Annotated in this window: 19 protein-coding genes, 1 rRNA gene and 1 other annotated feature; of the genes, 10 read left to right on the top strand and 10 right to left on the bottom strand. The window is 44.4% G+C overall.

Annotated elements, in window-relative coordinates; genetic code table 11:
- Window positions 1-96 precede the first annotated feature (96 nt).
- Entirely contained in the window at window positions 97-1584 is a 1488-nt protein-coding gene (locus tag FKQ60_RS07895; protein WP_158138835.1) for a carbon starvation protein A, read from the bottom strand.
- Between the two features lie 225 nt (window positions 1585-1809).
- On the opposite strand from FKQ60_RS07895, the gene FKQ60_RS07890 reads away from it, so the two are divergent.
- On the top strand, window positions 1810-2151 hold the full coding sequence (locus FKQ60_RS07890; RefSeq protein ID WP_170906280.1) for a DUF2799 domain-containing protein: 342 nt from the start codon (window positions 1810-1812) through the stop codon (window positions 2149-2151).
- 21 nt (window positions 2152-2172) lie between these two features.
- Here FKQ60_RS07890 and FKQ60_RS07885 read toward each other — a convergent pair whose 3' ends face one another.
- A complete protein-coding gene (locus tag FKQ60_RS07885) occupies window positions 2173-3282 on the bottom strand; it encodes an anhydro-N-acetylmuramic acid kinase (protein WP_170906279.1) in 1110 nt (369 codons plus the stop codon).
- 184 nt (window positions 3283-3466) lie between these two features.
- Between FKQ60_RS07885 and nagZ the strand changes: the two genes are divergently transcribed.
- Window positions 3467-4456 (top strand): beta-N-acetylhexosaminidase, encoded by a 990-nt coding sequence (gene nagZ / locus FKQ60_RS07880; protein WP_158138833.1) that lies wholly within the window; start codon window positions 3467-3469, stop codon window positions 4454-4456.
- A 41-nt stretch (window positions 4457-4497) separates the two neighbouring features.
- On the opposite strand, the gene btsR is transcribed toward nagZ, so the two are convergent.
- Together btsR and FKQ60_RS07870 are read right to left on the bottom strand one after the other, a co-directional pair.
- Window positions 4498-5220, bottom strand: coding sequence for a two-component system response regulator BtsR (gene btsR / locus FKQ60_RS07875; protein ID WP_170906278.1), 723 nt, complete (start codon window positions 5218-5220; stop codon window positions 4498-4500).
- Window positions 5221-5223: 3 nt separating this feature from the next.
- Window positions 5224-6903, bottom strand: coding sequence for a sensor histidine kinase (locus FKQ60_RS07870; RefSeq protein WP_170906277.1), 1680 nt, complete (start codon window positions 6901-6903; stop codon window positions 5224-5226).
- Between the two features lie 246 nt (window positions 6904-7149).
- Between FKQ60_RS07870 and FKQ60_RS07865 the strand changes: the two genes are divergently transcribed.
- Together FKQ60_RS07865 and tyrA are read left to right on the top strand one after the other, a co-directional pair.
- On the top strand, window positions 7150-8223 hold the full coding sequence (locus FKQ60_RS07865) for a 3-deoxy-7-phosphoheptulonate synthase (RefSeq protein ID WP_004394115.1): 1074 nt from the start codon (window positions 7150-7152) through the stop codon (window positions 8221-8223).
- Between the two features lie 14 nt (window positions 8224-8237).
- Window positions 8238-9362, top strand: coding sequence for a bifunctional chorismate mutase/prephenate dehydrogenase (gene tyrA / locus FKQ60_RS07860; RefSeq protein ID WP_158138829.1), 1125 nt, complete (start codon window positions 8238-8240; stop codon window positions 9360-9362).
- A 6-nt stretch (window positions 9363-9368) separates the two neighbouring features.
- On the opposite strand, the gene FKQ60_RS07855 is transcribed toward tyrA, so the two are convergent.
- Window positions 9369-9734, bottom strand: a complete 366-nt coding sequence (locus FKQ60_RS07855) for a PilZ domain-containing protein (protein ID WP_040903853.1) — start codon at window positions 9732-9734, stop codon at window positions 9369-9371.
- A 137-nt stretch (window positions 9735-9871) separates the two neighbouring features.
- Complete coding sequence (gene ettA, locus FKQ60_RS07850; protein ID WP_158144741.1) at window positions 9872-11539, bottom strand: energy-dependent translational throttle protein EttA; 1668 nt, start codon at window positions 11537-11539, stop codon at window positions 9872-9874.
- A 316-nt stretch (window positions 11540-11855) separates the two neighbouring features.
- Between ettA and FKQ60_RS07845 the strand changes: the two genes are divergently transcribed.
- On the top strand, window positions 11856-13772 hold the full coding sequence (locus tag FKQ60_RS07845; RefSeq protein ID WP_249374282.1) for a transglycosylase SLT domain-containing protein: 1917 nt from the start codon (window positions 11856-11858) through the stop codon (window positions 13770-13772).
- Between the two features lie 55 nt (window positions 13773-13827).
- A complete protein-coding gene (trpR, locus tag FKQ60_RS07840) occupies window positions 13828-14121 on the top strand; it encodes a trp operon repressor (RefSeq protein ID WP_212752405.1) in 294 nt (97 codons plus the stop codon).
- A 114-nt stretch (window positions 14122-14235) separates the two neighbouring features.
- On the opposite strand, the gene yjjX is transcribed toward trpR, so the two are convergent.
- From yjjX to FKQ60_RS07820, 4 genes are all read right to left on the bottom strand, one after another.
- Window positions 14236-14802 carry an inosine/xanthosine triphosphatase gene (gene yjjX / locus FKQ60_RS07835; RefSeq protein WP_158144742.1) on the bottom strand — a complete coding sequence of 189 codons (567 nt, stop codon included), beginning with the start codon at window positions 14800-14802 and terminating at the stop codon, window positions 14236-14238.
- A 282-nt stretch (window positions 14803-15084) separates the two neighbouring features.
- Window positions 15085-16266 (bottom strand): prephenate dehydratase, encoded by a 1182-nt coding sequence (gene pheA / locus FKQ60_RS07830; RefSeq protein WP_170906276.1) that lies wholly within the window; start codon window positions 16264-16266, stop codon window positions 15085-15087.
- An 11-nt stretch (window positions 16267-16277) separates the two neighbouring features.
- Window positions 16278-16402, bottom strand: a sequence feature (Phe leader region).
- 111 nt (window positions 16403-16513) lie between these two features.
- Complete coding sequence (gene raiA / locus FKQ60_RS07825) at window positions 16514-16840, bottom strand: ribosome-associated translation inhibitor RaiA (RefSeq protein WP_004394106.1); 327 nt, start codon at window positions 16838-16840, stop codon at window positions 16514-16516.
- 432 nt (window positions 16841-17272) lie between these two features.
- The gene (locus tag FKQ60_RS07820) at window positions 17273-18001 is read right to left on the bottom strand and encodes an outer membrane protein assembly factor BamD (protein ID WP_154170293.1); all 729 of its coding nucleotides are present in this window, start codon (window positions 17999-18001) and stop codon (window positions 17273-17275) included.
- Between the two features lie 154 nt (window positions 18002-18155).
- On the opposite strand from FKQ60_RS07820, the gene rluD reads away from it, so the two are divergent.
- From rluD to FKQ60_RS07800, 4 genes are all read left to right on the top strand, one after another.
- Window positions 18156-19130 carry a 23S rRNA pseudouridine(1911/1915/1917) synthase RluD gene (gene rluD / locus FKQ60_RS07815; protein WP_154170295.1) on the top strand — a complete coding sequence of 325 codons (975 nt, stop codon included), beginning with the start codon at window positions 18156-18158 and terminating at the stop codon, window positions 19128-19130.
- 3 nt (window positions 19131-19133) lie between these two features.
- Window positions 19134-19859, top strand: coding sequence for a peptidoglycan editing factor PgeF (gene pgeF, locus FKQ60_RS07810; RefSeq protein ID WP_158138825.1), 726 nt, complete (start codon window positions 19134-19136; stop codon window positions 19857-19859).
- A gap of 236 nt (window positions 19860-20095) precedes the next feature.
- Entirely contained in the window at window positions 20096-22669 is a 2574-nt protein-coding gene (gene clpB, locus FKQ60_RS07805; RefSeq protein ID WP_158138824.1) for an ATP-dependent chaperone ClpB, read from the top strand.
- Between the two features lie 569 nt (window positions 22670-23238).
- A 16S ribosomal RNA gene (locus tag FKQ60_RS07800) occupies window positions 23239-23823 on the top strand; the annotation flags it as partial.

Below are 23823 nucleotides of genomic sequence, written 5' to 3'. Positions count from 1 at the left end.
GTTGGCTTAACCGTCACAGGCTAAAAAGGGGCTAATGTATTTAGCCCCTTTTTTACGCCTATCTTAATACGAGTAGCTTAACGATGACGTATTTTGCTAAGCGGTTTCGACCGAGTTCTTCTCAATCTCTTGCTGTTCAGCCAAATCGATATCGCCTTTGCCTTTGGAAATACGCATCACATAGACCATCGCGATTAATGACGTGCTTATTCCAATAATGGTCGAGAGCGTCATGGCTAAGCCAAAGCCCAGCGCACTATTACTGAGGATAAAGGTCACACAAACCGTGGTCATAAACAGGGCTGGGACGGTCGTGATCCAATGCAACTTATTGTGACGCAGTAGATAAGCGGATGCGGTCCATAACATCATTACCGCGGTCAATTGGTTAGCGAAACCAAAGTAACGCCAGATAATCGCAAAGTCGACTTGGGTTAAAATCCCACCCAGAATAAACAGTGGTAGCGCCATCATGAGTCGATTGCGCAGCGTTTTTTGCTCCATATTAAAATATTCGGCAAGAATCAAACGGCTCGAACGAAACGCCGTATCACCAGAGGTGATCGGTAAAATTACCACGCCGAGAAAAGCCAGTATTCCACCAAATACGCCAAGCAAACCAAAGGAAGCACTATAAACGACATTGCCTGGCCCCCCATTTGCTACCGCCGCTGAAAGTGAATCGAGTGAACCGAAGAAAGACAGGGCAATCGTACACCAAATCAGAGCAATGATCCCTTCCCCGATCATCGCGCCAAAGAACACGAAGCGACCATTTTTTTCATTTTCCATACAGCGTGCCATGAGCGGCGATTGCGTGGCATGAAAACCTGAGATAGCACCGCAAGCGATAGTAATAAACAATGCAGGCCAAAGTGGCATATCATTAGGGTTGAGATTACTGAACATATCTCGCATCTCAAAGCCACCAAGCACTTGATGATCGCTCGACCAAGCGATAGCGCTCATTAGCCCCACTGACATAAAAATCAGCAGCGCGCCAAACAGTGGATAAAAACGGCCAATAATTTTATCCACTGGGACAATGGTGGCGATAATGTAGTAAGCAAAAATGATCACCACCATGCTGGTCATGGTGACGGTGAAATGGGTTTGTGAGTTGATAAGGTTGGTTATCATGCCAGCTGGCGCTGAGACGAAGACGACACCGACCAGCAGTAGTAGAACAATGGCAAAAATGTTCATAAAATGTTTGGCGCCATTGCCTAAGTAACGTCCGGTGATCGCCGGTACCGATGCACCACCGTTACGAATCGATAGCATGCCGGAGAAATAATCGTGAACCGCACCAGCAAAAATACAGCCGACGACAATCCACAGCATTGCCGCTGGACCATAAAGTGCACCCATAATTGGACCAAAAATAGGGCCCACACCAGCAATATTAAGCAACTGGACTAAGTAGACTTTAGGTGTCGACATCGGTACATAATCGACACCATCGGTTTTGGTGTGCGCGGGGGTTTTGCGTTGTTCATTGATGCCAAAGATTTTTTCAACAGCTAAACCGTAGAGAAAATAACCACCAATCAGCGCGGCAACACAGGTGAGAAACCACAACATAGTCAGTATCCTTTATCAGGTTGTATTATACCTAGCTCACTTTTCGTTGAGTGGCTTAGGTGTAGGATGTGTAGGGGTAAAATCGGTAGAAGACTAAATGAACAATTCGTGACTAGCACGGCGTTTTGTTATCAGTGGTCGTATAATTTATTAAGCGGCATTTAAGCTTGGTAAGTGGTTTTTAATAAAACGTTACAATGGTTAACAACAGTGGATAGGTGACTTATGAAAAGATGGGTAATGGCTTTATGGTTATTAGCAATGCTCGGTTGTGCCGCTAGCGATGATCAACTCGCCGCGAAAGGAGATTGGTATCAAATCGGTTATAACGATGGCATTGCTGGAAATTTACAACGCTCTTATCAAACGCTATCTCAATTAGGTAATGCCAAGCATGCTGATTATGAGCGTGGTTATTTAGACGGTGTTCAAGAATATTGTAACCCTAACTTTGCCTATCAGATGGGGCTCAGTGGGCAATATTACGAAGGCGTGTGCGAGGGGACCGAGCAAGCCCATAAGTTTCGCATGGAATGGCAGCGCGGTTGGCGAGAATACAACCGCTGATGTTCTGCCATGTTCGTTTGTTTAAGGTAAGTAAATAACGCCTAACGAAGTGCTTCGTTTAGCGCCGGTGACCTCCGGTAAGTTGCTTGGTAAATCATGGATCCGTCGCTGGGCTAACCAAGCAAAAGCCATGGCTTCCATATAATCACCATCGACGCCTTTCGCTTGAGTGGGAGCAACCAACCAAGTGGGTAAATTGGCTTGTAAGCGTTCCATTAGCAAGGGATTTTGTGCCCCTCCACCGCAGACTAATAACTGCGGTGCGACTCCTTGGGCATACTGATTAACTTGTTCACTAATGGTTTGTGCGGTGAGTTCGCATAACGTACGTTGAACATCTTGCTGGTTTACGGTTAATCCTGCTAACTTGTTTTCAAGCCAAGCGAGATTAAACCATTCCCTCCCAGTACTTTTGGGTGCTGGTTGCGAAAAGTAAGTATCTTGTTTTAATCGCTGCAAGAGGGGTAAATCAAGCTTACCTTGTCGAGCCCATTGACCATCTTCGTCATAAGCTCGACCAGTGTGCTGCGCGCACCAATAATCCATCAGCACATTTCCCGGTCCCGTATCATAGCCGATGACACGCTTATCAGTGGTGAGTACTGAGATATTGGCAATGCCACCAATGTTAAGAACGACGAGAGTTGAATCGGTGGCATTAAAAATGGTTTGGTGAAAAGCCGGGACCAGCGGAGCTCCTTGGCCGCCCAGTGCGATATCTTTACGTCGAAAATCGGCTACAGTGGTGATCCCTGTACGGGTGGCAAGAATGTTCGCATCGCCCAACTGAATGGTAAATGGTGTTTCTCCCGTAGGTTGATGAAAGACGGTTTGCCCATGATTACCAATCGCTGTGATTTGCTCAGGGCGATAACCACTGCGCGCCAGTAATTGTTCTACTGCGTGTGCGTATAGGTGACCCAGTTGATGATCCAACTGACCAATCTCGTGTAAGTTGGTGGGCTGGCCTAAGCAAATATTTAACAAGCGCTGCTTGATAGATTCTGGCATCAGTAAACTATCGTGTGCTAATAGTTTGATGGTATTGCCAGTGAGGGAGACTAATGCACTGTCGACGCCATCCATACTGGTGCCAGACATGATGCCAATATACAGTTCAGGATTATCCACAAGCGACTCCGATCGTTATACGATTTGCCAAGTGATTGATAAGATAAACGACATTGTAATTGAAAAACTACCTGAATAACTTTACTCGCTATGCTAATTTGCATTTTTATTGCTCGTATCACGCTAACGACACGAGCATGACGTCGATAATACTCTCAACTTTCTCATTGAATAAGGAGCCAACATGGGACCGTTATGGCTTGATGTCGCCGGTTATGAATTGACGGCGGAAGATCGTGAAATTCTCGCACATCCTACCGTGGGAGGCGTGATACTGTTTGCTCGTAATTACCATGATAGCCAACAGTTAGTTGCCCTCAATCACGCTATTCGTCAAGCAGCTAAACGGCCAATATTGATTGGCGTTGATCAAGAAGGGGGACGAGTACAGCGTTTTCGTGACGGTTTTAGTCCTATTCCTGCTGCGCAGCGTTACGCGCAATCGACTGATGGTGAAGCGTTGGCGTATCGTGGTGGTTGGTTAATGGCTGCTGAACTGATTGCTCATGATATTGATCTCAGTTTCGCCCCAGTATTGGATAAAGGTTTTGATTGTCGGGCAATTGGTAACCGAGCTTTTGGTGATGATGTACAGAGTGTTCTGACCTATAGCGGAGCTTACCTGCGCGGTATGAAAGCTGCGGGTATGGCTACCACAGGGAAGCATTTTCCTGGGCATGGAGCGGTGCTGGCAGACTCACATCTCGAAACGCCATTTGATGAACGTGACTCGATTGCTGATGATATGGCCATTTTCAACGCTCATATCGAGCAAGGTCTTTTGGATGCGATGATGCCTGCCCATGTGATTTATCCTCATTATGATCCACAACCGGCCAGTGGCTCGGCTTATTGGTTAAAACAAGTACTGCGTCAACAGCTCGGTTTTCAAGGGATTGTCTTTTCTGATGATTTGAGTATGGAAGGGGCGGCAGTAATGGGCGGCCCAGCACAACGTGCACAGCAGTCTTTAGCGGCGGGATGCGACATGATTTTGATGTGTAATCGACGCGAGTCGGCGGTTGAGGTGCTGGATAATCTGCCGATCAGTGAAGTACCACAAGCGTTATCCTTATTGAAAAAGCAGAGTTTTACTTATCGTCAACTACAGTCCTCATCAGAATGGCAGCAAGCGTCTTTGGCAATGCGCCGTTTGGTTGAGGCTTCCGCTTAACTCTAGCGTGGCAATAGGATTCTCTCATCAATAAATTGGGGCTAATAAAACCCCAATTTCTCTTTGAGTTCTTTTAAAAAACGGCGGCTTACTGGGACGATGTAGCCTGAACGGGTGATGATCTCTGCAAGACCGTTGTCTAATAATTTGATCTCTTTGATGGCTTTAAGATTGATCAGATATTGACGATGACAACGTAGCAGAGGCGTTTTTTCTTCTAGGACTTTTAACGTCAGTTGACTACTGGCTCGCTGCTGCGCGGTTTGCACGTGCACTCCAGCGATATCACTACAAGCAAATTCGACCTCTCCCGTTGGGATGATCATGATCCGATTGAGGCCAATACACGGTACTTGATCAAGCTGACTGGGGGCGAGAATCGAGTAATCCGGCGTTTTCGCTACGCTACGTTGTAGACGTTGGATGGTTTTTTCAAGTCGCGTCGGATCGACCGGTTTGAGTAAATAATCAAAGGCGTTATCTTCAAAGGCTTGCAGTGCGTATTGGTCATAGGCAGTCACAAATACCACCTTGGGCATGGTGTCAGGATCGAGCATCGCGAGCAGTTCAGTCCCAGTAATTTGTGGCATTTGAATATCCAAAAACACCACATCCGGCTTAAACTGATTGATTTTTTTCAGCCCCTCAATCGCATTATTCGCTTCACCAATTACCCGCATGTTGCCATTTTCATTGAGTAATTCAATGAGTTCCTCTCGGGCCAAACACTCATCATCAATCACTAAAGCTGATAACGTTACCATCCCTTAAGCTCCTCGTTGTTGTTCAGGAATGAGAAAACTCATTCGCGTGCAATGGTTTGGCTCAACGTCAATTTTAAGCGTTGCTGAGTGACCAAACTGATGGATTAAACGTTTATCGACAATGTGCATTCCTAAACCATCGTGATCGTGTTGTGGCGTTTGATAACTCCCCGCATTATCTTCAACCACTATGCGCTGACCGGCAGGCTCGGCGAGATTATAGATGCGTATTTTACCGCCTTCGAGCAGATTAGATACTCCATGTTTAATCGCATTCTCCACTAAGGGCTGCAAAGTAAAGCTCGGTAATTGACGAGTTAATAGTGGCTCATCGATCGTAATCTCAACTTCTAAACGATCGCTAAAACGTGCTTTTTCAATGGTTAAATAGGCATTCACGTGTGCGAGCTCATCTTGCAAGGTGACCGTTTCAACATTTTGCTTGAGATTACTGCGGAAAAATTGCGAAAGATGCTGAATAAGATCGCGTGCTTTAGCTGGATCACGTCGGATCACGGCGCTAATCGTATTGAGTGCATTGAATAAAAAATGTGGGTTGACTTGAGCTTGCAGTAATTTGATTTCAGCTCGTGAGAGAAGAATTTGTTTCGCTTGATATTCACCATACAGAATTTGGCTTGAGAGTAGTTGAGCAATACCTTGGCCCATTGAGACATTAATGGTTGAAAATAATTTCCGTTTTGGTTCGTACAACTTGATGGTCCCGATCACTCGATCTCCTGCTCGTAGTGGAATAATCAATGCGGAACCCAATTTACAGTTTGCCGATAATGAGCATTGATAGGGATGCTCTTTACCATCAAGATAAATGATCGCATTACGATTTATGGCGTCTAAAGTGCTTTGTGAAGATATCACGGTATTCGGTCGATGGTGATCATCGCCAACGCCGACAAAAGCGAGGATCTTGTCGCAATCGGTAATTGAAACGGCACCCACATTGGTTTGTTCATAAACAATACGAGCAATTTTATGGGCATTTTCAGGGGTAAAACCTGCCGCTAAAATGCCAACCGAACGTTCGGCGATGTTTAATGCTCGGCGTGAAAAAGTCGCCGAATACTCATCAAAAATGGTTTTCCTATCTTGTAAAATACTCATAAACAATGCCGCCCCTACTGAGTTGGCAATGATCATCGGCGCCGCAATCGCAGATACGAGGTGATAAGCCTCACTAAACGGCTTAGCAATCAGTAAGATCAAAACCATCTGCACAATTTCAGCGACGAAGGTAATGCCAAACACCACACTAGGGCTAAACAGTAAATGGCGTTTGCCTCGTTTAAGTAAATAAGCATGAAAGATGCCGCCAATCAGCCCTTCTGCAGTGGTCGAAATAGCGCAAGCAAGATCGGTAAACCCACCAAGAGAATAACGGTGCAGACCTCCTGTTAACCCGACAGCAAAACCGACCAAAGGACCACCAAATAACCCGCCCATAACCGCGCCAATGGCTCGCGTGTTGGCTATCGCATCATCAATGTGCAATCCGAAGTAGGTGCCCATAATACAAAACAATGAAAACAGCACATAAACGGTCATTTTATGACTAAAATGACCTGAAATGTTGAGTAATGGCAGAAAAATTGGGGTTTTACTCAGCATATAAGCCAAGACTAAGTAGACACACATTTGCTGTAGTAGGGAGAGGATCAGTTCCATCGATGTTTGCGCCTAGTCATAAAGAGTCAAAGCCGCTATTTTAAGTAACTTGAAGGCAATAAAATACATTGGTTGAATGAATTACTTTTTCAATGCTATGTTGCACCTGGCATGTAATCTTTAGTTTACACAAATTGTTTTTTTAAATTTACACTTGCAATGTTTTTTTAGCCTGTTATTTTGTGTTTAGTTGAGTTTTGGTCGCCAAATACATTTTGGTGTAAATTAAAGATTACAGGTGTAGCAATGAAGAAAAGTGATTTAAGTGACATTAATATCGTTGATGAACAGGTATTGATTACCCCTGATGCATTAAAAGCTAAACTGCCATTAAGTGAAAAAGCCAGACTGTCGATTCGACAATCTCGGCAAACCATCGCGGATATTATCCATAAACGTGATCACCGTTTATTGGTGGTTTGTGGCCCTTGTTCTATTCATGATATTCAAGCCGCAAAAGAGTATGCTAAACGACTGCAGGCATTGGCGGCTGAACTGAGCGATCAACTGTATATTGTGATGCGAGTTTACTTTGAGAAACCACGTACCACGGTTGGCTGGAAAGGTCTGATTAATGACCCGCATCTTGATGGATCGTTTGATATTGAGCATGGCTTACATGTTGGCCGTCAATTATTGGTAGATTTAGCGGAGATGGGCATGCCACTTGCGACAGAGGCGCTTGATCCGATCAGTCCGCAATATTTAGCCGATACTTTCAGCTGGGCAGCGATTGGCGCTCGAACGACGGAATCACAAACTCACCGTGAGATGGCCAGTGGTCTTTCTATGCCGATTGGCTTTAAAAATGGTACCGATGGTAGCTTATCGACGGCGATTAACGCGATGCAAGCCGCGTCATCAAGCCACCGTTTTATGGGCATTAATCGTGAAGGGCAAGTGGCTCTTTTAACTACACAAGGTAATATGAATGGCCATGTGATTTTACGTGGCGGCAAACAAACCAATTACGATTCCGTTTCGGTCGCTGAGTGTGAACAACAATTAACCGGTTTTGGATTGGACGCGGCATTGATGGTCGATTGCAGTCATGCCAACTCACGTAAAGATTATCGTCGCCAGCCATTGGTGGCCGAAGATGTGATTCATCAAATTCGCGAAGGAAACCGCTCGATCATCGGTGTGATGATTGAAAGTCACTTAAACGAAGGAAATCAATCAGCGGAGCTACCTAAATCGCAAATGCAATACGGCGTTTCAATCACGGATGCATGTATTGATTGGCAAACGACAGAACAATTATTGCGTCATGCTCACCAGGCGCTGGTGCCTTTTTTAGCAGACCGCTGTAAATCGTAGATAAAGGAACAACGATGGCTGAAGAGTTGAATGCATTACGGGAACAAATCGACGCATTGGATAAACAGATGATTGATTTACTGGCTCGCCGTTTAGCATTAGTTGAGCAAGTCGGAGAGGTCAAAAGCCGTTACGGATTGCCGATTTATGTTCCAGAACGAGAAGCGAGTATGCTGGCGTCGCGCCGTACTGAAGCTGAAGCACAAGGTGTGCCACCACAATTAATCGAAGATATTTTACGCCGAACCATGCGTGAGTCTTACGCCAGTGAGAAAGACTCAGGTTTTAAATGTTTAAAGCCTGAATTACGCTCAGTGGTGATCATCGGTGGTCATGGTCAACTCGGTCGCCTGTTTGCTCGCATGTTTGATTTATCCGGTTATCAGGTCAAAGTACTGGGTAGCCAAGATTGGCATCGCGCCGATGAACTCTTACATGATGCAGGTTTAGTGGTGGTGACAGTACCGATAGATTTGACTGTCGGTGTGATTGAGAAACTCAATCAACTCCCTTCCGATTGTATTTTATGTGATTTAACGTCAATTAAATCGAAGCCGTTGGCGGCCATGTTGAAGGTTCATTCTGGCCCTGTGGTTGGTTTACACCCGATGTTCGGACCTGATGTCCCAAGCTTAGCAAAGCAAGTCATCGTGTATTGTGATGGCCGAGGAGTGGAGCAGTATCAATGGCTGCTGGACCAATTTGCGATTTGGGGAGCGAGTTTATGTGCCATTGATGCCCAAGAGCACGATCAAGGTATGACCTTAATTCAAGCATTACGTCACTTCACTTCATTTGTTTACGGTCTGCATTTAAGTAAAGTTAATCCTAATATTGAACAGTTGCTTAAATTAAGCTCACCGATTTACCGTCTCGAATTGGCGATGGTCGGGCGTTTGTTTGGGCAAGACCCAAATTTATACGCGGATATTATTTTATCTTCGCAAGAGAATATTGAGATGATTGGCCGTTTTCAGGATAGTTTGGAACAAGCGGTCGGCTTGCTTAAACAAGGGGATAAACTAGGTTTTGTTAGCCAATTTAACCAAGTGAGCGATTGGTTTGGCGACTATTCTCAGCAGTTTATGCAAGAGAGTCAGCACTTACTTAAACACGCCAGCGATGCTTGGCAACGTTGATAAACGTTATGGAGCCTCAGTCACTAAATGTTCTAAATCGCGGTGTAAAAGCTCGTCATCACCGATATTGAGTTCTACTAGGCGTTTTAAATGGGCGATACTCTCTAAATCAATATGAACTATCTTGATATGCAGAATACGCTCATTTTGCCGCACCAATTGTCCGCTTAAACGAATCGTGATCTCGCTTTCCGGCAGGGTAAACGCCACGTCTACTAACTGATCGCTATCTAAATTGGGTTCATCGACGGCCCACAAGAGTAAACCTCGTAAAGAGAGATCGTGGATACAAGTCGTGAGCTGTATATCACCTTGCTGTAACATTGCTGGCGCTTGGTAAAGGATGCGTGAAAACTGTCGACGTTCGATCATAAGTCCTACAATTGCGTAATGAGTACGCATTAAGCATAGCAGAGTGCAGGTGCCTTAACTCGAATTTGGCGCACGAAATAAGGTTTTGCGCAGAGCAAAAAAAGCTACCCGAAGGTAGCTTTAATCTGGGCAACGGATTATTTGCTGATCCGTTTGTACTTAATACGATGTGGCTCAGCCGCTTGAGCGCCAAGCGTGCGCTTTAGCCATTCCATATATTCGGTATAGTTACCTTCATAGAAGTTCACTTGTCCCTCATCCCGATAATCAAGGATATGAGTGGCAATACGGTCAAGGAACCAACGGTCGTGCGAAATCACCATCGCACAGCCTGGGAATTCCAATAAGGCTTCTTCGAGTGCGCGTAGGGTTTCAACATCTAAGTCGTTGGTTGGTTCATCGAGCAGTAGGACGTTGCCTCCCGCTTTAAGCAGCTTGGCTAGATGGACGCGGTTACGCTCCCCCCCAGATAGCTCACCAATGATTTTTTGCTGATCATTACCTTTAAAGTTGAAGCGAGAGCAGTACGCTCGCGCTGGAATTTCAAAGTTATTGATCTTAATGATATCCGCGCCTTCAGAGATCTCTTGGAAGACCGTTTTCTTGTCATCCATGCTGTCACGGAACTGATCGACCGAAGCTAATTTAACCGTTTCACCTAACTCAATGGTTCCTGAATCGGGCTGCTCAGCGCCACTAAGCATTTTAAATAAGGTTGATTTACCGGCGCCGTTAGCACCGACAATACCAACGATCGCGCCTTTCGGCATGCTGAATGACAGATTATCAATCAGTACGCGATCACCAAACGATTTGGTTAGGTTGTTGACTTCCAGCACTTTATCACCAAGACGCTCACCAGGTGGGATGAACAATTCATTGGTTTCGTTACGTTTTTGGTATTGGCCGGTGGTCATCTCTTCAAAGCGAGCCATCCGCGCTTTAGATTTAGCTTGACGACCTTTTGGATTTTGACGAACCCATTCTAGCTCTTTTTCGATGGTTTTTTGACGGGCACTTTCCCCGGCTTTTTCTTGTTTCAAACGTTCATCTTTTTGTTCTAGCCAAGACGTGTAGTTACCTTGCCATGGAATACCTTCACCACGGTCCAGTTCTAAAATCCAACCTGCAGCATTATCGAGGAAGTAACGGTCGTGGGTAATCGCCACCACAGTACCGCTATAATCAACCAAGAAGTGCTCAAGCCAAGCCACAGATTCAGCATCTAAGTGGTTGGTGGGCTCATCGAGCAGTAGCATATCGGGCTTTTCAAGCAGTAAACGACAAATCGCTACTCGGCGGCGTTCACCACCTGATAGAGTGGCGATTTTGGCATCCCATTCAGGCAGACGTAAAGCGTCGGCGGCACGCTCGAGAGCGGCTTCTAAATTATGACCATCTTTGGCTTGGATCAGCGATTCTAACTCGCCTTGCTCTTTGGCTAGGGCGTCGAAGTCTGCGTCCGGTTCAGCATAAGCGGCGTAGACTTCATCGAGTCGCTTGAGTGCATGGGCCACATCAGCAACCGCTTCTTCAACCACTTCACGCACCGTCTTATTTTCGTCCAAGACAGGCTCTTGGGGAAGGTATCCCACATTTAAGCCGGGTTGCGGACGAGCTTCGCCATCAAAATCTTGATCAATCCCTGCCATAATGCGTAGGAGTGTCGATTTACCTGAGCCATTGAGGCCAAGCACGCCGATTTTAGCACCAGGGAAAAAGCTTAACGAAATATCTTTGAGGATTTGACGCTTAGGAGGCACAACTTTGCTCACCCGCGACATGGTATAGACGTATTCAGCCATTGCCGATCATTCCTAATCTTTCAAACAGAACAAAGCCATTATTCTATATCAAAGCTAATCCTTTTGTTACTCGTCAGACAGTTATTTTGCTTGGTTGACGGTTTCTGACTGGGGAAATGAACCACACAATGTGTAAGAAATTTAAATGCAACAAGTGGATTAAGGTTTTTATTACTATTGACTTCAAGTTTACATCTTACACCTTTACATTTCGCTGAAGAATCTGCGTAATAATGTGAATTGGGAAAGGGAAATAGAAGGGATCATCGCAATGGGGTATCGGGTTTTATTGAAACGGCATAAGCACAGTTCATCAATGCTGCTCGGCTGCGTTTTGATCGGTGCAATGAGTTTTAGTCACTTAGGGGTTAGCAAAACCTTAGACTTAGAAGCGCAACGTGAATTGTATGAACAAGCACACCAATGGTTAGATAATAAAGATGTCACACGTTTCAAAAAAGCGCGCAAACAGATAGCCGATTATCCATTAACACCATATCTCGACTATCGGAGCTTTTTGATTGATTTAGGTGATAAATCTCCGATTGTGGTGCGTAATTTTATCGATAGTCATAAAACATTTCCTTTTTCAAATCGGATCAGTGCACCTTATTTTGATGCTTTAGCGAGTCAGGGAAAGTGGGCGGAGATGTTGAAGTTTTCACCGAATGAACCCAATGGAGAAACGTATCGCTGTCACTATTATCATGCCAAGTTAAAAACTGGGCGTTACAACGAAGCCTTCGTTGGCGCTAAAGCGCTGTGGCAAAGTGGCGCAAGTGTTTCTTCGGCTTGCGATCCGCTCTTCACGGTGTGGGAGCAGCAAGGTGGCTTGACGGATAGTCTAGTTTTACAACGTATGCTATTGGCTTTTGAAGGGCGAAATCGGTCATTAATGCGTCATTTAGCCAGTAAGCTGGATGGCAAACCGACACATGCAGAAGCGTTGGCAATGATCGGCTTGTACGACAAACCTGAAACGGTAGTGAGTTTTATTACCCAGTATCGCGATAAAACCCTGTTGTATCGTCAGGTGGAGCTGGCGTTAGAAAAAGCAGCGAGAGCCGATGCGATTCAAGCCCAACGGTTATGGATATTAGTTGATAAACAGCTAGATTGGTCGGATTCGTTGCGTGCTCGGACTGGGCAATATATCGCTTTACGTATGATGAGTGTCGAACCACCTGAGCTTCAACAATGGCGCGATAGTATGATTATGGGCAGTGATAATACCCACTTAATTGAAACTCGAATACGTTTAGCGTTGCGCAGTATGGATTGGCAGGGAATAGCTAAGTGGATAGAGCAATTACCCGCAGAAGATAAAACTTCAACGCGTTGGCAATATTGGTTAGCACGCAGTGAATTACAAGCAGGACAAGCGGAACAGGGACTGAAAAGAATGCGTAGCTTACTCGGGTTACGTAATTTTTATAGTGTTGCTGCAGCAGAAGCATTACAACAATCTATTCAATACCCAAGTTCGACGCTCTCTTTAAATCGCGAGTTGATTAAACCTTATCAAACAGAGCTCATTCGCATCGGTGAGTTGATTGAGCGCGATAAAATCGCCGCAGCGAAGAGCGAATGGAATTGGCTATTGCAGCGAGTGGAACAACCCAGCAAAGAGATGCTCGCGGTCTATGCTGCCACACAACATTGGTATCATTTAACGGTCCGCGCGACGATATCGGCCAATTTATGGGATAACACTCAGTTACGTTTTCCTCTCGCCCATCAATGGTGGTTCAATTTTTATGGAGAGAAACATGGTATTGATCCGATTACCTTGATGTCGTTGGCGAGGCAAGAAAGTGCGATGGATATTGAAGCGCGTTCTCCTGTTGGTGCTCGGGGCATTATGCAGGTCATGCCGACAACGGCTCGTTATACCGCGCAAAAATATCGCTTAAGTTATCAACATGAAGATGAGCTTTTCCAAGTCGGTAAAAATATCGAAATTGGCAGTCATTATCTGAATGATTTATTGGCGAGATACAATAACAATCGTATTTTGGCTTTTGCTGCTTACAATGCTGGCCCCAGCCGAGTCGATCGCTGGCGAGAACAGACTCAAGGGCAGTTAGATGCTTATGCGTTTATTGAGGCGATTCCGTTTCGCGAAACCAGAGGCTATATCCAAAACGTGTTGATGTTTGAAACTTACTATCGCGATGTGATGGGAGTAAATGGCCCATTTTTAACCGACAATGAGTTGCAGACTATGTATTGATTCCCTCGCAGTCTGTTCTACAATACGGAGCATGTATCACTTAACGAGTACAACCATGTCAACACAACCGGATTACAGTGACTGGAGCGAATTATTAACCTTGGTGCAACAAGCTGCATCACTCGATCAACATGAGATGCTACTGACCATGTTAATGACGCCTGATGAACGAGAGGCTTTAGTTGCACGAATCAATATTCTCTGTGAGTTATTGAAAGGGGAGTTATCTCAACGGCAAATGAGTCAATTACTGGGAGTGGGGGTCGCAACCATTACTCGTGGCTCTAATGAGTTAAAATCACGCTCATTAACTGAGCGTGAAGCTTTGGCATCGTTGCTACTCAAATAGCTTATTGTATGATTTGCTGTGATATGAATGATATTGCGGTAAGTTAAAAGGAAAAAGCGTTTTATTTCGATAGGTTAAATTCGCACCTGTTTGCTTGAGTCGTGTAAGTGGTGACTATTTTTTCGGTGCTTTATCTAAATCTAAAGGCATAAATAGCTCGGGATGCAAAAATGGTACTAAGGCTAAAATAAGAGCCTGATGGTAAACTGAGCTACGAGTTAAATGATGTTGAGTAAGTAAACTGATCGCTCCTCCTTTTTGTTTGATGTTATCGGTACCAAATACTTCATCCATAATCTCACCAAGTTCATTGTTGGCGTGTAAACGTTGGTTAATGGCGGGAGGTAGCATGAGGCTGGCAGAACGAGACTCGCCATATTGTTCGCCTGATTTGACGATCATCCAGGCAAATGTCATCCCCTGCTCAATGCCTGCTTCTAATCCCACATAAAAATCGGCTCCTGGATAAGCTTGCTCTGCATGGTGCACTCGATTAAGTGCGCCTTGTTTGGTCTCTTCATCGCTCATTGGTTGAGCAGCAACACCGCTATCAACCGTCACGCCCTGTAATTGCAATGTATGATTAGGAAATAATTGCTCAAAAGCGCTTTTAACGGCGTTAATTTTGGCAGGATTCAGTGAAGCGACGATGATATGGATAATGGCTTGATTTGATGACATGTTGAGATTCTCTTTATTTCCTAGTCAATATGTTGTTGCTAGTTGAATTGTTGCGGTGTTATCCCCTTCCGACTTGAAGCAGCAGCGGTGTTGGCTCCCCAATCACATAGTTTGCCTATGCTCATCGGGATTTACTTACTTGCCGCCTACCTGCAACTCCAAGTCGTTTGGGTATAGCTACGTTCGTTTCAATCACTATGGTTATCTATATTAATGGTGACTGACGAGCTTCCTACTTAGCAATCACTCAACATTGTTAGAGATTGCACCATCAGCAGTTTTTTACGCTGGGATTAACTTAACCTGAGTGGGTTTAATATTCTCAATAGGATAACAGCCAAGTACCTTTAAATGTTTGGTTAGTTTAGTTAGTTCACTAAGTGCTTTTTGCATCTCTTCTGAATCCAGATGAGCTTGCAAGTCGACATAGAACATTTCTTCCCACGGATTACCCATGATAGGTCTGGATTCCAGTTTGGTCATATTAATACCATAACGTTGGAGCACTAATAGGGTGGCGACTAATGAGCCAGCTTCTTGTGCCGTTGACATGATCAGGGTAGTTTTTGCTGGAATTTGAGTTGAGACTTCAATTGGTTTACGGGCCACAACAATAAACCGAGTATGGTTTTCTGTTTGGTTAGCGATATTGGTTTGAATCGATTGTAAGCCATACAATTTGCCACTTGCTGCATTGCCGATTGCTGCAACATCATCACGTTGCAGTTGTTGTACTTTTTTCATCGCATCGGCAGTGCTAGCACAGGTTTCCAGTTTGACCCCTTGCAAGCGACTTAAAAACTCACTGCATTGTTGGTGTGGCTGTGGGTGTGAATAGAGAATTTTCAACGCTTCTAAGCGGATATCTTGTGTGGCAACTAAGCAGTGTTCTATCGGTTGAGTGATCTCGCCGACGATATATAGGGTGGTATGTTGAAGTAAGTCATACACTTCATTAATCGAGCCTGAACTGGTGTTTTCAATTGGTAAAACACCATAATCTGCATGGCCAGATTCAACGGTTTTGGTAATGTCTCTAAATTGTTCGCAATTGAGTTCGATAAGCTCAGTATTTTTACGGCTGAAATATTCTCGGGTCGCAAGATGTGAGTAAGAGCCTTTCGCACCGAGAAAAGCAACTCTAGCCAATGGCTTGCGGTTTTGTGGATTGGCTAGGTTTTGTAAATAAGCTTGCTGCAGTAATACGGAGTCTTCAATAATCGTATGAAACAGTTTGGTAATGTATTGGGCGTCTAATTGATAATCCTGTTTACCGACTTGAATTAACTTGACCAATAGTTGCTGCTCGCGAACGGGATCGCGTACGGGCTTTGAGGTTTGTACTTTACTCTTGGCGACCTCGATACTCAGTTGGCGACGTTCGGAAAGTAGTCTAAGTAATTGATTATCAATGGTGTTTAATCGGTCACGAATCTCTTCTAGTGACAGTTTTGGGCTGGTCATAACTAAATCCTTATAAAAAAGCCTCCCGATGGGAGGCTTTCTGTCTGTTCGTTTTTGACTTATTTTCTTTAAACGAGCAAGCCTCCAAGATTATTGGAGAAAAAAGAAGTTAAAAACAAACAGAAAATGAGAGGTTAACATCGGTTATTGCTACCTTAGCGATTGAATGGACACAATAAGCAAGCCAGTAAACAGCGTCAAGCAAAAAAATAGCGCCCTAAGGCGCTAAATGGATAACAGGGGAAGATTATTCTTCGACTTCTACAATTTCAGGTTTCTCGGTACGACGAGCATCGGGTTTATGGCGCAATTTATTGAGCTGTCGCTCTAATTTTTGTTCAACTTCATTAATCGCGGCATAGAGATCCTCGTGAATTGCAGAAGCGACTAGTTGACCTTTCGGGATAGTGACCGTCGCTTCAAATTTTTTCTGCTTATTGGGTTGTTCACTAAAGCTTGCTTGGCAACCGGTGATATCGACTTGCCATTTTTCGAGCTTTTTAAACTTACTCTCAATGTAGCTACGGATTGCAGAGGTGATTTCAATGTTTTTGCCAGTGATGTTCATTTGCATAGTGTTTTTCCTCTGTTGCATCCCTTATGGGTTAACTTCAGATTACAGGTTTCTGGATAAAATAATGTGATCAAGATCTCTTTTTTGTTGGGTGTTGATACGCTTGAAAGCAAACGTGATCTTTCGCAAAGAGTGGTAGGAATAGTGGATAAAAAGACTTGTTATTATCAAAGAAAGCGCTAGATTGATGAGTGGAATCACTAAATATTACGCCTATTTTAGTGCTTTGTTACGGCCTAAAAAAATGTCATATACCTTCCTTAATGCTTCGCTTTATTACGATTTCACCCTTTTCTGCTTATCCACTTGAGTCAACGATTTCCCCCACTTGCATTATTGATTAATGCAAGTGGGGGCATTGATTTTTCGCTTACCCATAACTCAGTCGTTTAGTTATAGAAACGAGGGGGAATCATGATGCTGAATGTAAGCTTAAGGACGAGCGTTCAGTTGCATTAGCTGTTTGGTTCGCTCGGCCGCATCAGTCAAGCCTAGTTGCTGATAAGCTTTTAGCTGAATAGATAAGGATTTGCGTGCGGCTTCAGTACCCGGATAGGTTTTCTGTAGCTCTTGAGTTCGATTAATCGCGGCGATCCAAGCCTCACGGCGTAAATAAAAATCAGCCGTCGCTAAGTCATATTCAGCTAAACGATTTTTCAAAGCAATCATGCGCTGTTGTGCATCATTAGCGTATAAACTGTTTGGGTAACGTTCAAGTAGACGTTTAAAATCTGCGAAAGCAGCTTTTACTGGTTCTGGGTCGCGATCACTACGGTCAATATTGAATAGATCGTGCATAAAGTTTCGATCTTGGGCCATATGAGTTAAGCCGCGCATGTACAGAACCCAATCCATTTTTTCATGAGTGGGATTGAGTCGAATAAAACGTTCAATGGTCGCAAGCCCTAAAGCGAGATCATCATTTTTATAGTAAGCGTAGATCAAGTCCAACTGAACCTGCTCTGAATACGCTCCGAAGGGGTAGCGAGAGTCTAGTGCTTCTAACTTATCGATGGCGGTTAACCAATTACCGCTTTGCAATGAAGTTTGAGCATCACTGTACAACTCTGCGGGTGGAACGTCAGGGACAATCTCTTCTTTACTTGAACAGCCAACTAATAAAGATAATGCGAGTAAGCCTGATAAAGTTTGGTATTTCATGTCAGGGTTAGGTTCCTTGCAATAAAGCTTCTAAACTTGGAGCGAGCTTGCTCCGTAAATCGTTTCGTTACTTTCCGATCAGTAACAGATACAATGAAAACATATTTTTCCACACTCGTGGCTATTAGTCTCACGGTTTTTAAAAAAGTTCGATATGGCTCAGCAGATTGAATTAACTCAAACAGTAAAAGAAAGCCAGCTTGGTCAGCGTTTAGACCAAGCGGTAGCAGAATTATTTGTCGATTTTTCCCGCTCTCGTCTTAAAGAGTGGTTGTTAGATGGCAAAATTACAGTCAATGGAACGGTGGTCACTAAGCCTCGTACCAAAGTGATGGGAGGAGAGAGCATTACCGTTCTGGCCGAGCTAGAAGATGAACAACGCTGGGAAGCGCAAGATATTCCACTTAATATCGTTTATGAAGATGACGATATTCTGGTGATCAATAAACCCAGAGATTTTGTCGTTCATCCTGGGGCGGGAACGCCAGATCGTACCGTATTAAATGCTTTACTCTTTCATTATCCACCAATTGCAGAAGTTCCACGTGCAGGGATTGTGCACCGTCTTGATAAAGATACGACGGGTTTAATGGTGGTCGCGAAGACAGTCCCAGCACAAACACGTTTGGTAAGAGATTTGCAAAAACGCAATATTACCCGTGAATATGAAGCGATTGCGATCGGTAAAATGACCGCGGGTGGCATGATTGATAAACCAATCGGTCGTCACTCAACAAAGCGTACTTTAATGGCGGTGAATCAAATGGGTAAACCTGCGGTTACGCATTATCGTGTCGCAGAACATTTTCGTGAACATACCCGGATTCGCTTGCGTTTAGAAACCGGGCGAACTCACCAAATTCGAGTACACATGGCTTATCTGCAACATCCGTTGTTAGGTGACAGTGCTTATGGTGGTCGGGCGCGTATTCCTAAAGGAGCAACCCCTGAGCTCACGGAAATGATTAGAGCTTTTGATAGACAAGCACTGCATGCCGTAATGTTAAAGTTTGAACACCCGATCACTGGCGAGGAGCTTGAGTTTCATGCTCCAGTGCCCGATGATATGGTTATTATGACAGAAGCGTTACGTGAAGATGCTAAACTGAACTATTCGCAAGAGTATTAAACCATGTCGGTGATCATTCCTAACTGGCCAGCGCCTAACAATGTGAAAGCGTTTTGTTCAACCCGTCATGGTGGATTTTCTCTTCCGCCTTACGATGGTTTGAATGTTGGCATGCATGTTGGGGATGATCCGTCGATAGTGGCAAAAAATCGCGACTGGTTGCAACAATACTGTCGGATGCCATCCCCGCCTATCTGGCTTAATCAAACACATTCCACTCGAGTGATTGAAGTCAGCCAGCCTAGTTATAAAGTGCTGGATGCTGATGGTATTGTTACATCAACTCCGCGTGTCGTCTGTTCAGCCATGACAGCTGATTGTTTACCAATATTGATTACCAATATGCAAGGTACTCGAGTTGCCGCGGTTCATGCGGGTTGGCGAGGATTAGCCGGAGGGATTGTTGAGCAGGCTTTAGACAAGTTTTCTGATGATGTTTTAATCTGGCTTGGTCCTGCGATTGGTCCTCAAGCCTTTGAGGTTGGTGATGAAGTCAGGCAGGTTTTTTGCGATTATGATAGTCATGCGCAAAGGGCTTTTTCAGCAACATCCAATTGCGGCAAATGGTTGGCCGATATCGCTCAACTTGCACAATTACGTTTAGCAAAAATTGGTATTGATCAGGTGGTTAAAAGTGATTTATGTACTTATCAACATGATCAGCAATTTTATTCGTACCGACGCGATGGCGTAACTGGCCGACAGGCTTGCTTCATCTGGATAGAATAGTCAGACAAAATAGCACGGTTTCGTGATTAAAATCTGACTCTGTATGGCTAACCTTCTTTTCTGTTACCTAATAAGCTATCGCTGGTTAGTCCACTTTAAGTTTGTCCTTTGTTCTATAGCCTTATATAGCGCATTTTCTGCTCATAAAGTTATCCCCTTTGACTTGAAATATCTTCTTTGCGTAACCATGTTCTCTATGTGATTAGTTTCTCTTGAATGAGATTAGGAAGGTGGTTATGCGTCTTGATAGATTTACCAGTAAATTTCAAATAGCCATTTCTGATGCGCAGTCTTTGGCTCTAGGTCGTGATCATCAGTATATCGAGCCAGTTCATTTAATGGTGGCACTGCTCGATCAAAATGGTAGTCCTATTCGTCCGTTGTTAACCATGTTGAATATTGACGTGGCACAGCTACGCTCAAAACTAGGCGAGATGCTCGACAGGCTCCCTAAAGTGAGTGGGATTGGTGGTGATGTTCAGCTATCTGGTGCGTTGGGTACGTTATTTAATCTCTGTGATAAAGTGGCACAAAAACGCCAAGATGCGTACATCTCCTCTGAAATATTTTTGCTAGCGGCAATCGAAGATAAAGGACCTCTTGGTCAATTATTAAAAGAGGTTGGATTGAGTGAGAAAAAGCTCTCTGCAGCGATTGAAACCATCCGTGGTGGGCAAAAAGTTAATGATCCTAATGCCGAAGAACTGCGTCAAGCTTTAGAAAAATTCACGATTGATCTGACTGAACGAGCTGAGCAAGGCAAATTAGACCCTGTGATAGGCCGTGACGATGAAATTCGCCGTACCATTCAAGTATTGCAACGGCGTACGAAAAATAACCCAGTGATCATCGGTGAACCTGGTGTGGGTAAAACCGCCATTGTCGAAGGTTTAGCACAGCGAATTATTAATAATGAAGTGCCAGAAGGGCTACGCGGCCGACGGGTACTTTCTCTCGATATGGGCGCTTTAGTCGCAGGAGCTAAATATCGCGGTGAATTTGAAGAGCGTTTAAAATCGGTGCTGAACGAGCTGGCAAAAGAAGAAGGTAATGTCATCTTATTTATTGATGAATTACATACCATGGTCGGCGCCGGTAAAGGTGAAGGGTCGATGGATGCCGGGAATATGCTCAAACCGGCCTTGGCGCGTGGAGAATTGCATTGCGTTGGCGCGACAACACTCGATGAATATCGCCAGTATATCGAAAAAGATCCTGCATTGGAGCGTCGCTTCCAAAAAGTTTTAGTGGATGAACCGAGCGTTGAAGATACGGTGGCGATCCTACGAGGGTTAAAAGAGCGCTATGAATTGCATCATCATGTTGAGATTACCGATCCTGCGATTGTTGCTGCGGCAACATTATCGCATCGTTATATCTCCGATCGTCAATTGCCAGATAAAGCGATCGATTTAATCGATGAAGCCGCTTCGAGTATTCGTATCCAAATGGATTCAAAACCGGAAGTGCTTGATAAATTGGAACGAAAAATTATCCAATTGAAGATTGAACAGCAAGCATTAAGTAATGAACACGATGATGCGAGCGAAAAACGTCTGGGCATTATTAATGATGAGTTAAAAGAAAAAGAGCGCGAGTATTCAGAATTAGAAGAAATTTGGAACACAGAAAAAGCAGCGTTATCGGGAACGCAACACATTAAATCAGCATTAGAACAAGCGCGTTTAGATTTAGAAGTGGCAAGACGAGCTGGTGATTTAAACCGCATGTCTGAGTTGCAATATGGACGGATTCCTGAACTAGAAAAACAGCTAGATTTAGCGACTCAAGCTGAAATGCAAGAGATGACCTTGTTACGCAATAAAGTTACCGATGAAGAAATTGCTGAAGTATTGTCAAAACAGACGGGGATTCCTGTTGCGAAAATGCTGGAAGCCGAAAAAGAGAAGCTGTTGCAGATGGAAACGTTTTTACATCAACGTGTCATCGGGCAGTCGGAGGCGGTTGAGGTGGTTGCTGATGCTATTCGTCGTAGTCGAGCTGGATTATCGGATCCTAATCGCCCAATAGGTTCTTTTTTATTCTTAGGTCCAACGGGTGTAGGGAAAACTGAGCTTTGTAAAACGCTGGCTAATTTCATGTTCGATAGTGAAGATGCCATGGTGCGTATCGACATGTCTGAATTTATGGAAAAACATTCAGTAGCTCGTCTTGTTGGTGCGCCTCCTGGTTATGTGGGTTATGAAGAGGGCGGATACTTGACTGAAGCGGTACGGCGTAAACCCTATTCCGTATTGTTGTTGGACGAGGTTGAGAAAGCGCATCCTGATGTGTTCAATATTTTATTACAAGTGCTCGATGATGGTCGATTAACCGATGGTCAAGGTCGAACCGTTGATTTTCGTAATACGGTAGTGATCATGACCTCGAATTTGGGGTCATCACGCATCCAAGAAAACTTTGCTCATTTGGATTATCAGACTATGAAAGAGCAAGTTATGGAGGTCGTGAGCAAACATTTTCGTCCCGAGTTTTTAAACCGGATTGATGAAAGTGTGGTGTTCCACCCATTAGCTCAAGAGCAGATTAAATCTATTGCCTTTATTCAGTTAGAGCGTTTACGTCAACGTTTAGCGGATAAAGATTATGGATTAATTGTTAGCGATGACGCGTTAGATCTTGTTGCCCACATTGGATTTGATCCAGTATATGGTGCAAGACCGTTAAAACGTGCTATTCAGCAAACAATAGAGAATCCATTAGCAAAATCGATATTATCAGGGCAATTTATTCCTGGTACACCAATCTATCTTGATGTTAAAGAGGGGGATATCGTCGCTCATCAGTAACTCTTTTTTATGAAGGCTATGCCCGTGGCATAGCCTTCTTTGTTTATTGTCCAAGGTCGAAATCAGTCAATAAATCGGGTGAATTCAGTTTTTTGATGGTTTATTGAGCGCTTGATTCACTTGTGTGCTTTTTTCTTGTTTTTACTATTGCCAACCTGAATTTTATCCCTATAATGCGCCCTCACTGACACGGCAGACGCCGCAAGGCTTCAGGCAGTGTTAGTTGAGGGAAAGCTTCTAAAAAAGAAAATTTGAAAAAGTGTTTGACTCTTCAAATTAACTCGTTAGAATTCACCTCCGCTTCGAAGCTCAACGAGAGATTCGCAAGCCAGCTCTTTAACAATTTAAACCAATCAATCTGTGTGGGCACTCGTTGATGATAATCAAAATGCTTAGCAATAAGCACTTCGGTTTCAATGAACTGAGTGACCAAATTGATAGGGCTTTTAGCACTATCGGCACAGTCAATTCATTATCGTTCTGTTGGAACGATAATAGCTTTGAATTACGCTTCTATTTATAGGAGCTAGGTAATTTAGAGTCAGTATTCATTGAGCCAAAAAGAACTTAAATTGAAGAGTTTGATCATGGCTCAGATTGAACGCTGGCGGCAGGCCTAACACATGCAAGTCGAGCGGTAACAGGAAGAAAGCTTGCTTTCTTTGCTGACGAGCGGCGGACGGGTGAGTAATGCCTGGGAAATTGCCCTGATGTGGGGGATAACCATTGGAAACGATGGCTAATACCGCATGATGCCTACGGGCCAAAGAGGGGGACCTTCGGGCCTCTCGCGTCAGGATATGCCCAGGTGGGATTAGCTAGTTGGTGAGGTAATGGCTCACCAAGGCGACGATCCCTAGCTGGTCTGAGAGGATGATCAGCCACACTGGAACTGAGACACGGTCCAGACTCCTACGGGAGGCAGCAGTGGGGAATATTGCACAATGGGCGCAAGCCTGATGCAGCCATGCCGCGTGTATGAAGAAGGCCTTCGGGTTGTAAAGTACTTTCAGTCGTGAGGAAGGGGGTATCGTTAATAGCGGTATTCTTTGACGTTAGCGACAGAAGAAGCACCGGCTAACTCCGTGCCAGCAGCCGCGGTAATACGGAGGGTGCGAGCGTTAATCGGAATTACTGGGCGTAAAGCGCATGCA

It is taken from the genome of Vibrio sp. A11 (assembly GCF_013048705.1).
In the GTDB taxonomy this organism is placed as follows: Bacteria; Pseudomonadota; Gammaproteobacteria; order Enterobacterales; family Vibrionaceae; genus Vibrio; species Vibrio metschnikovii.
The sequence above is the reverse complement of the archived record's forward strand: the minus strand, read 5'-3'. Positions and strand labels throughout refer to the sequence as shown.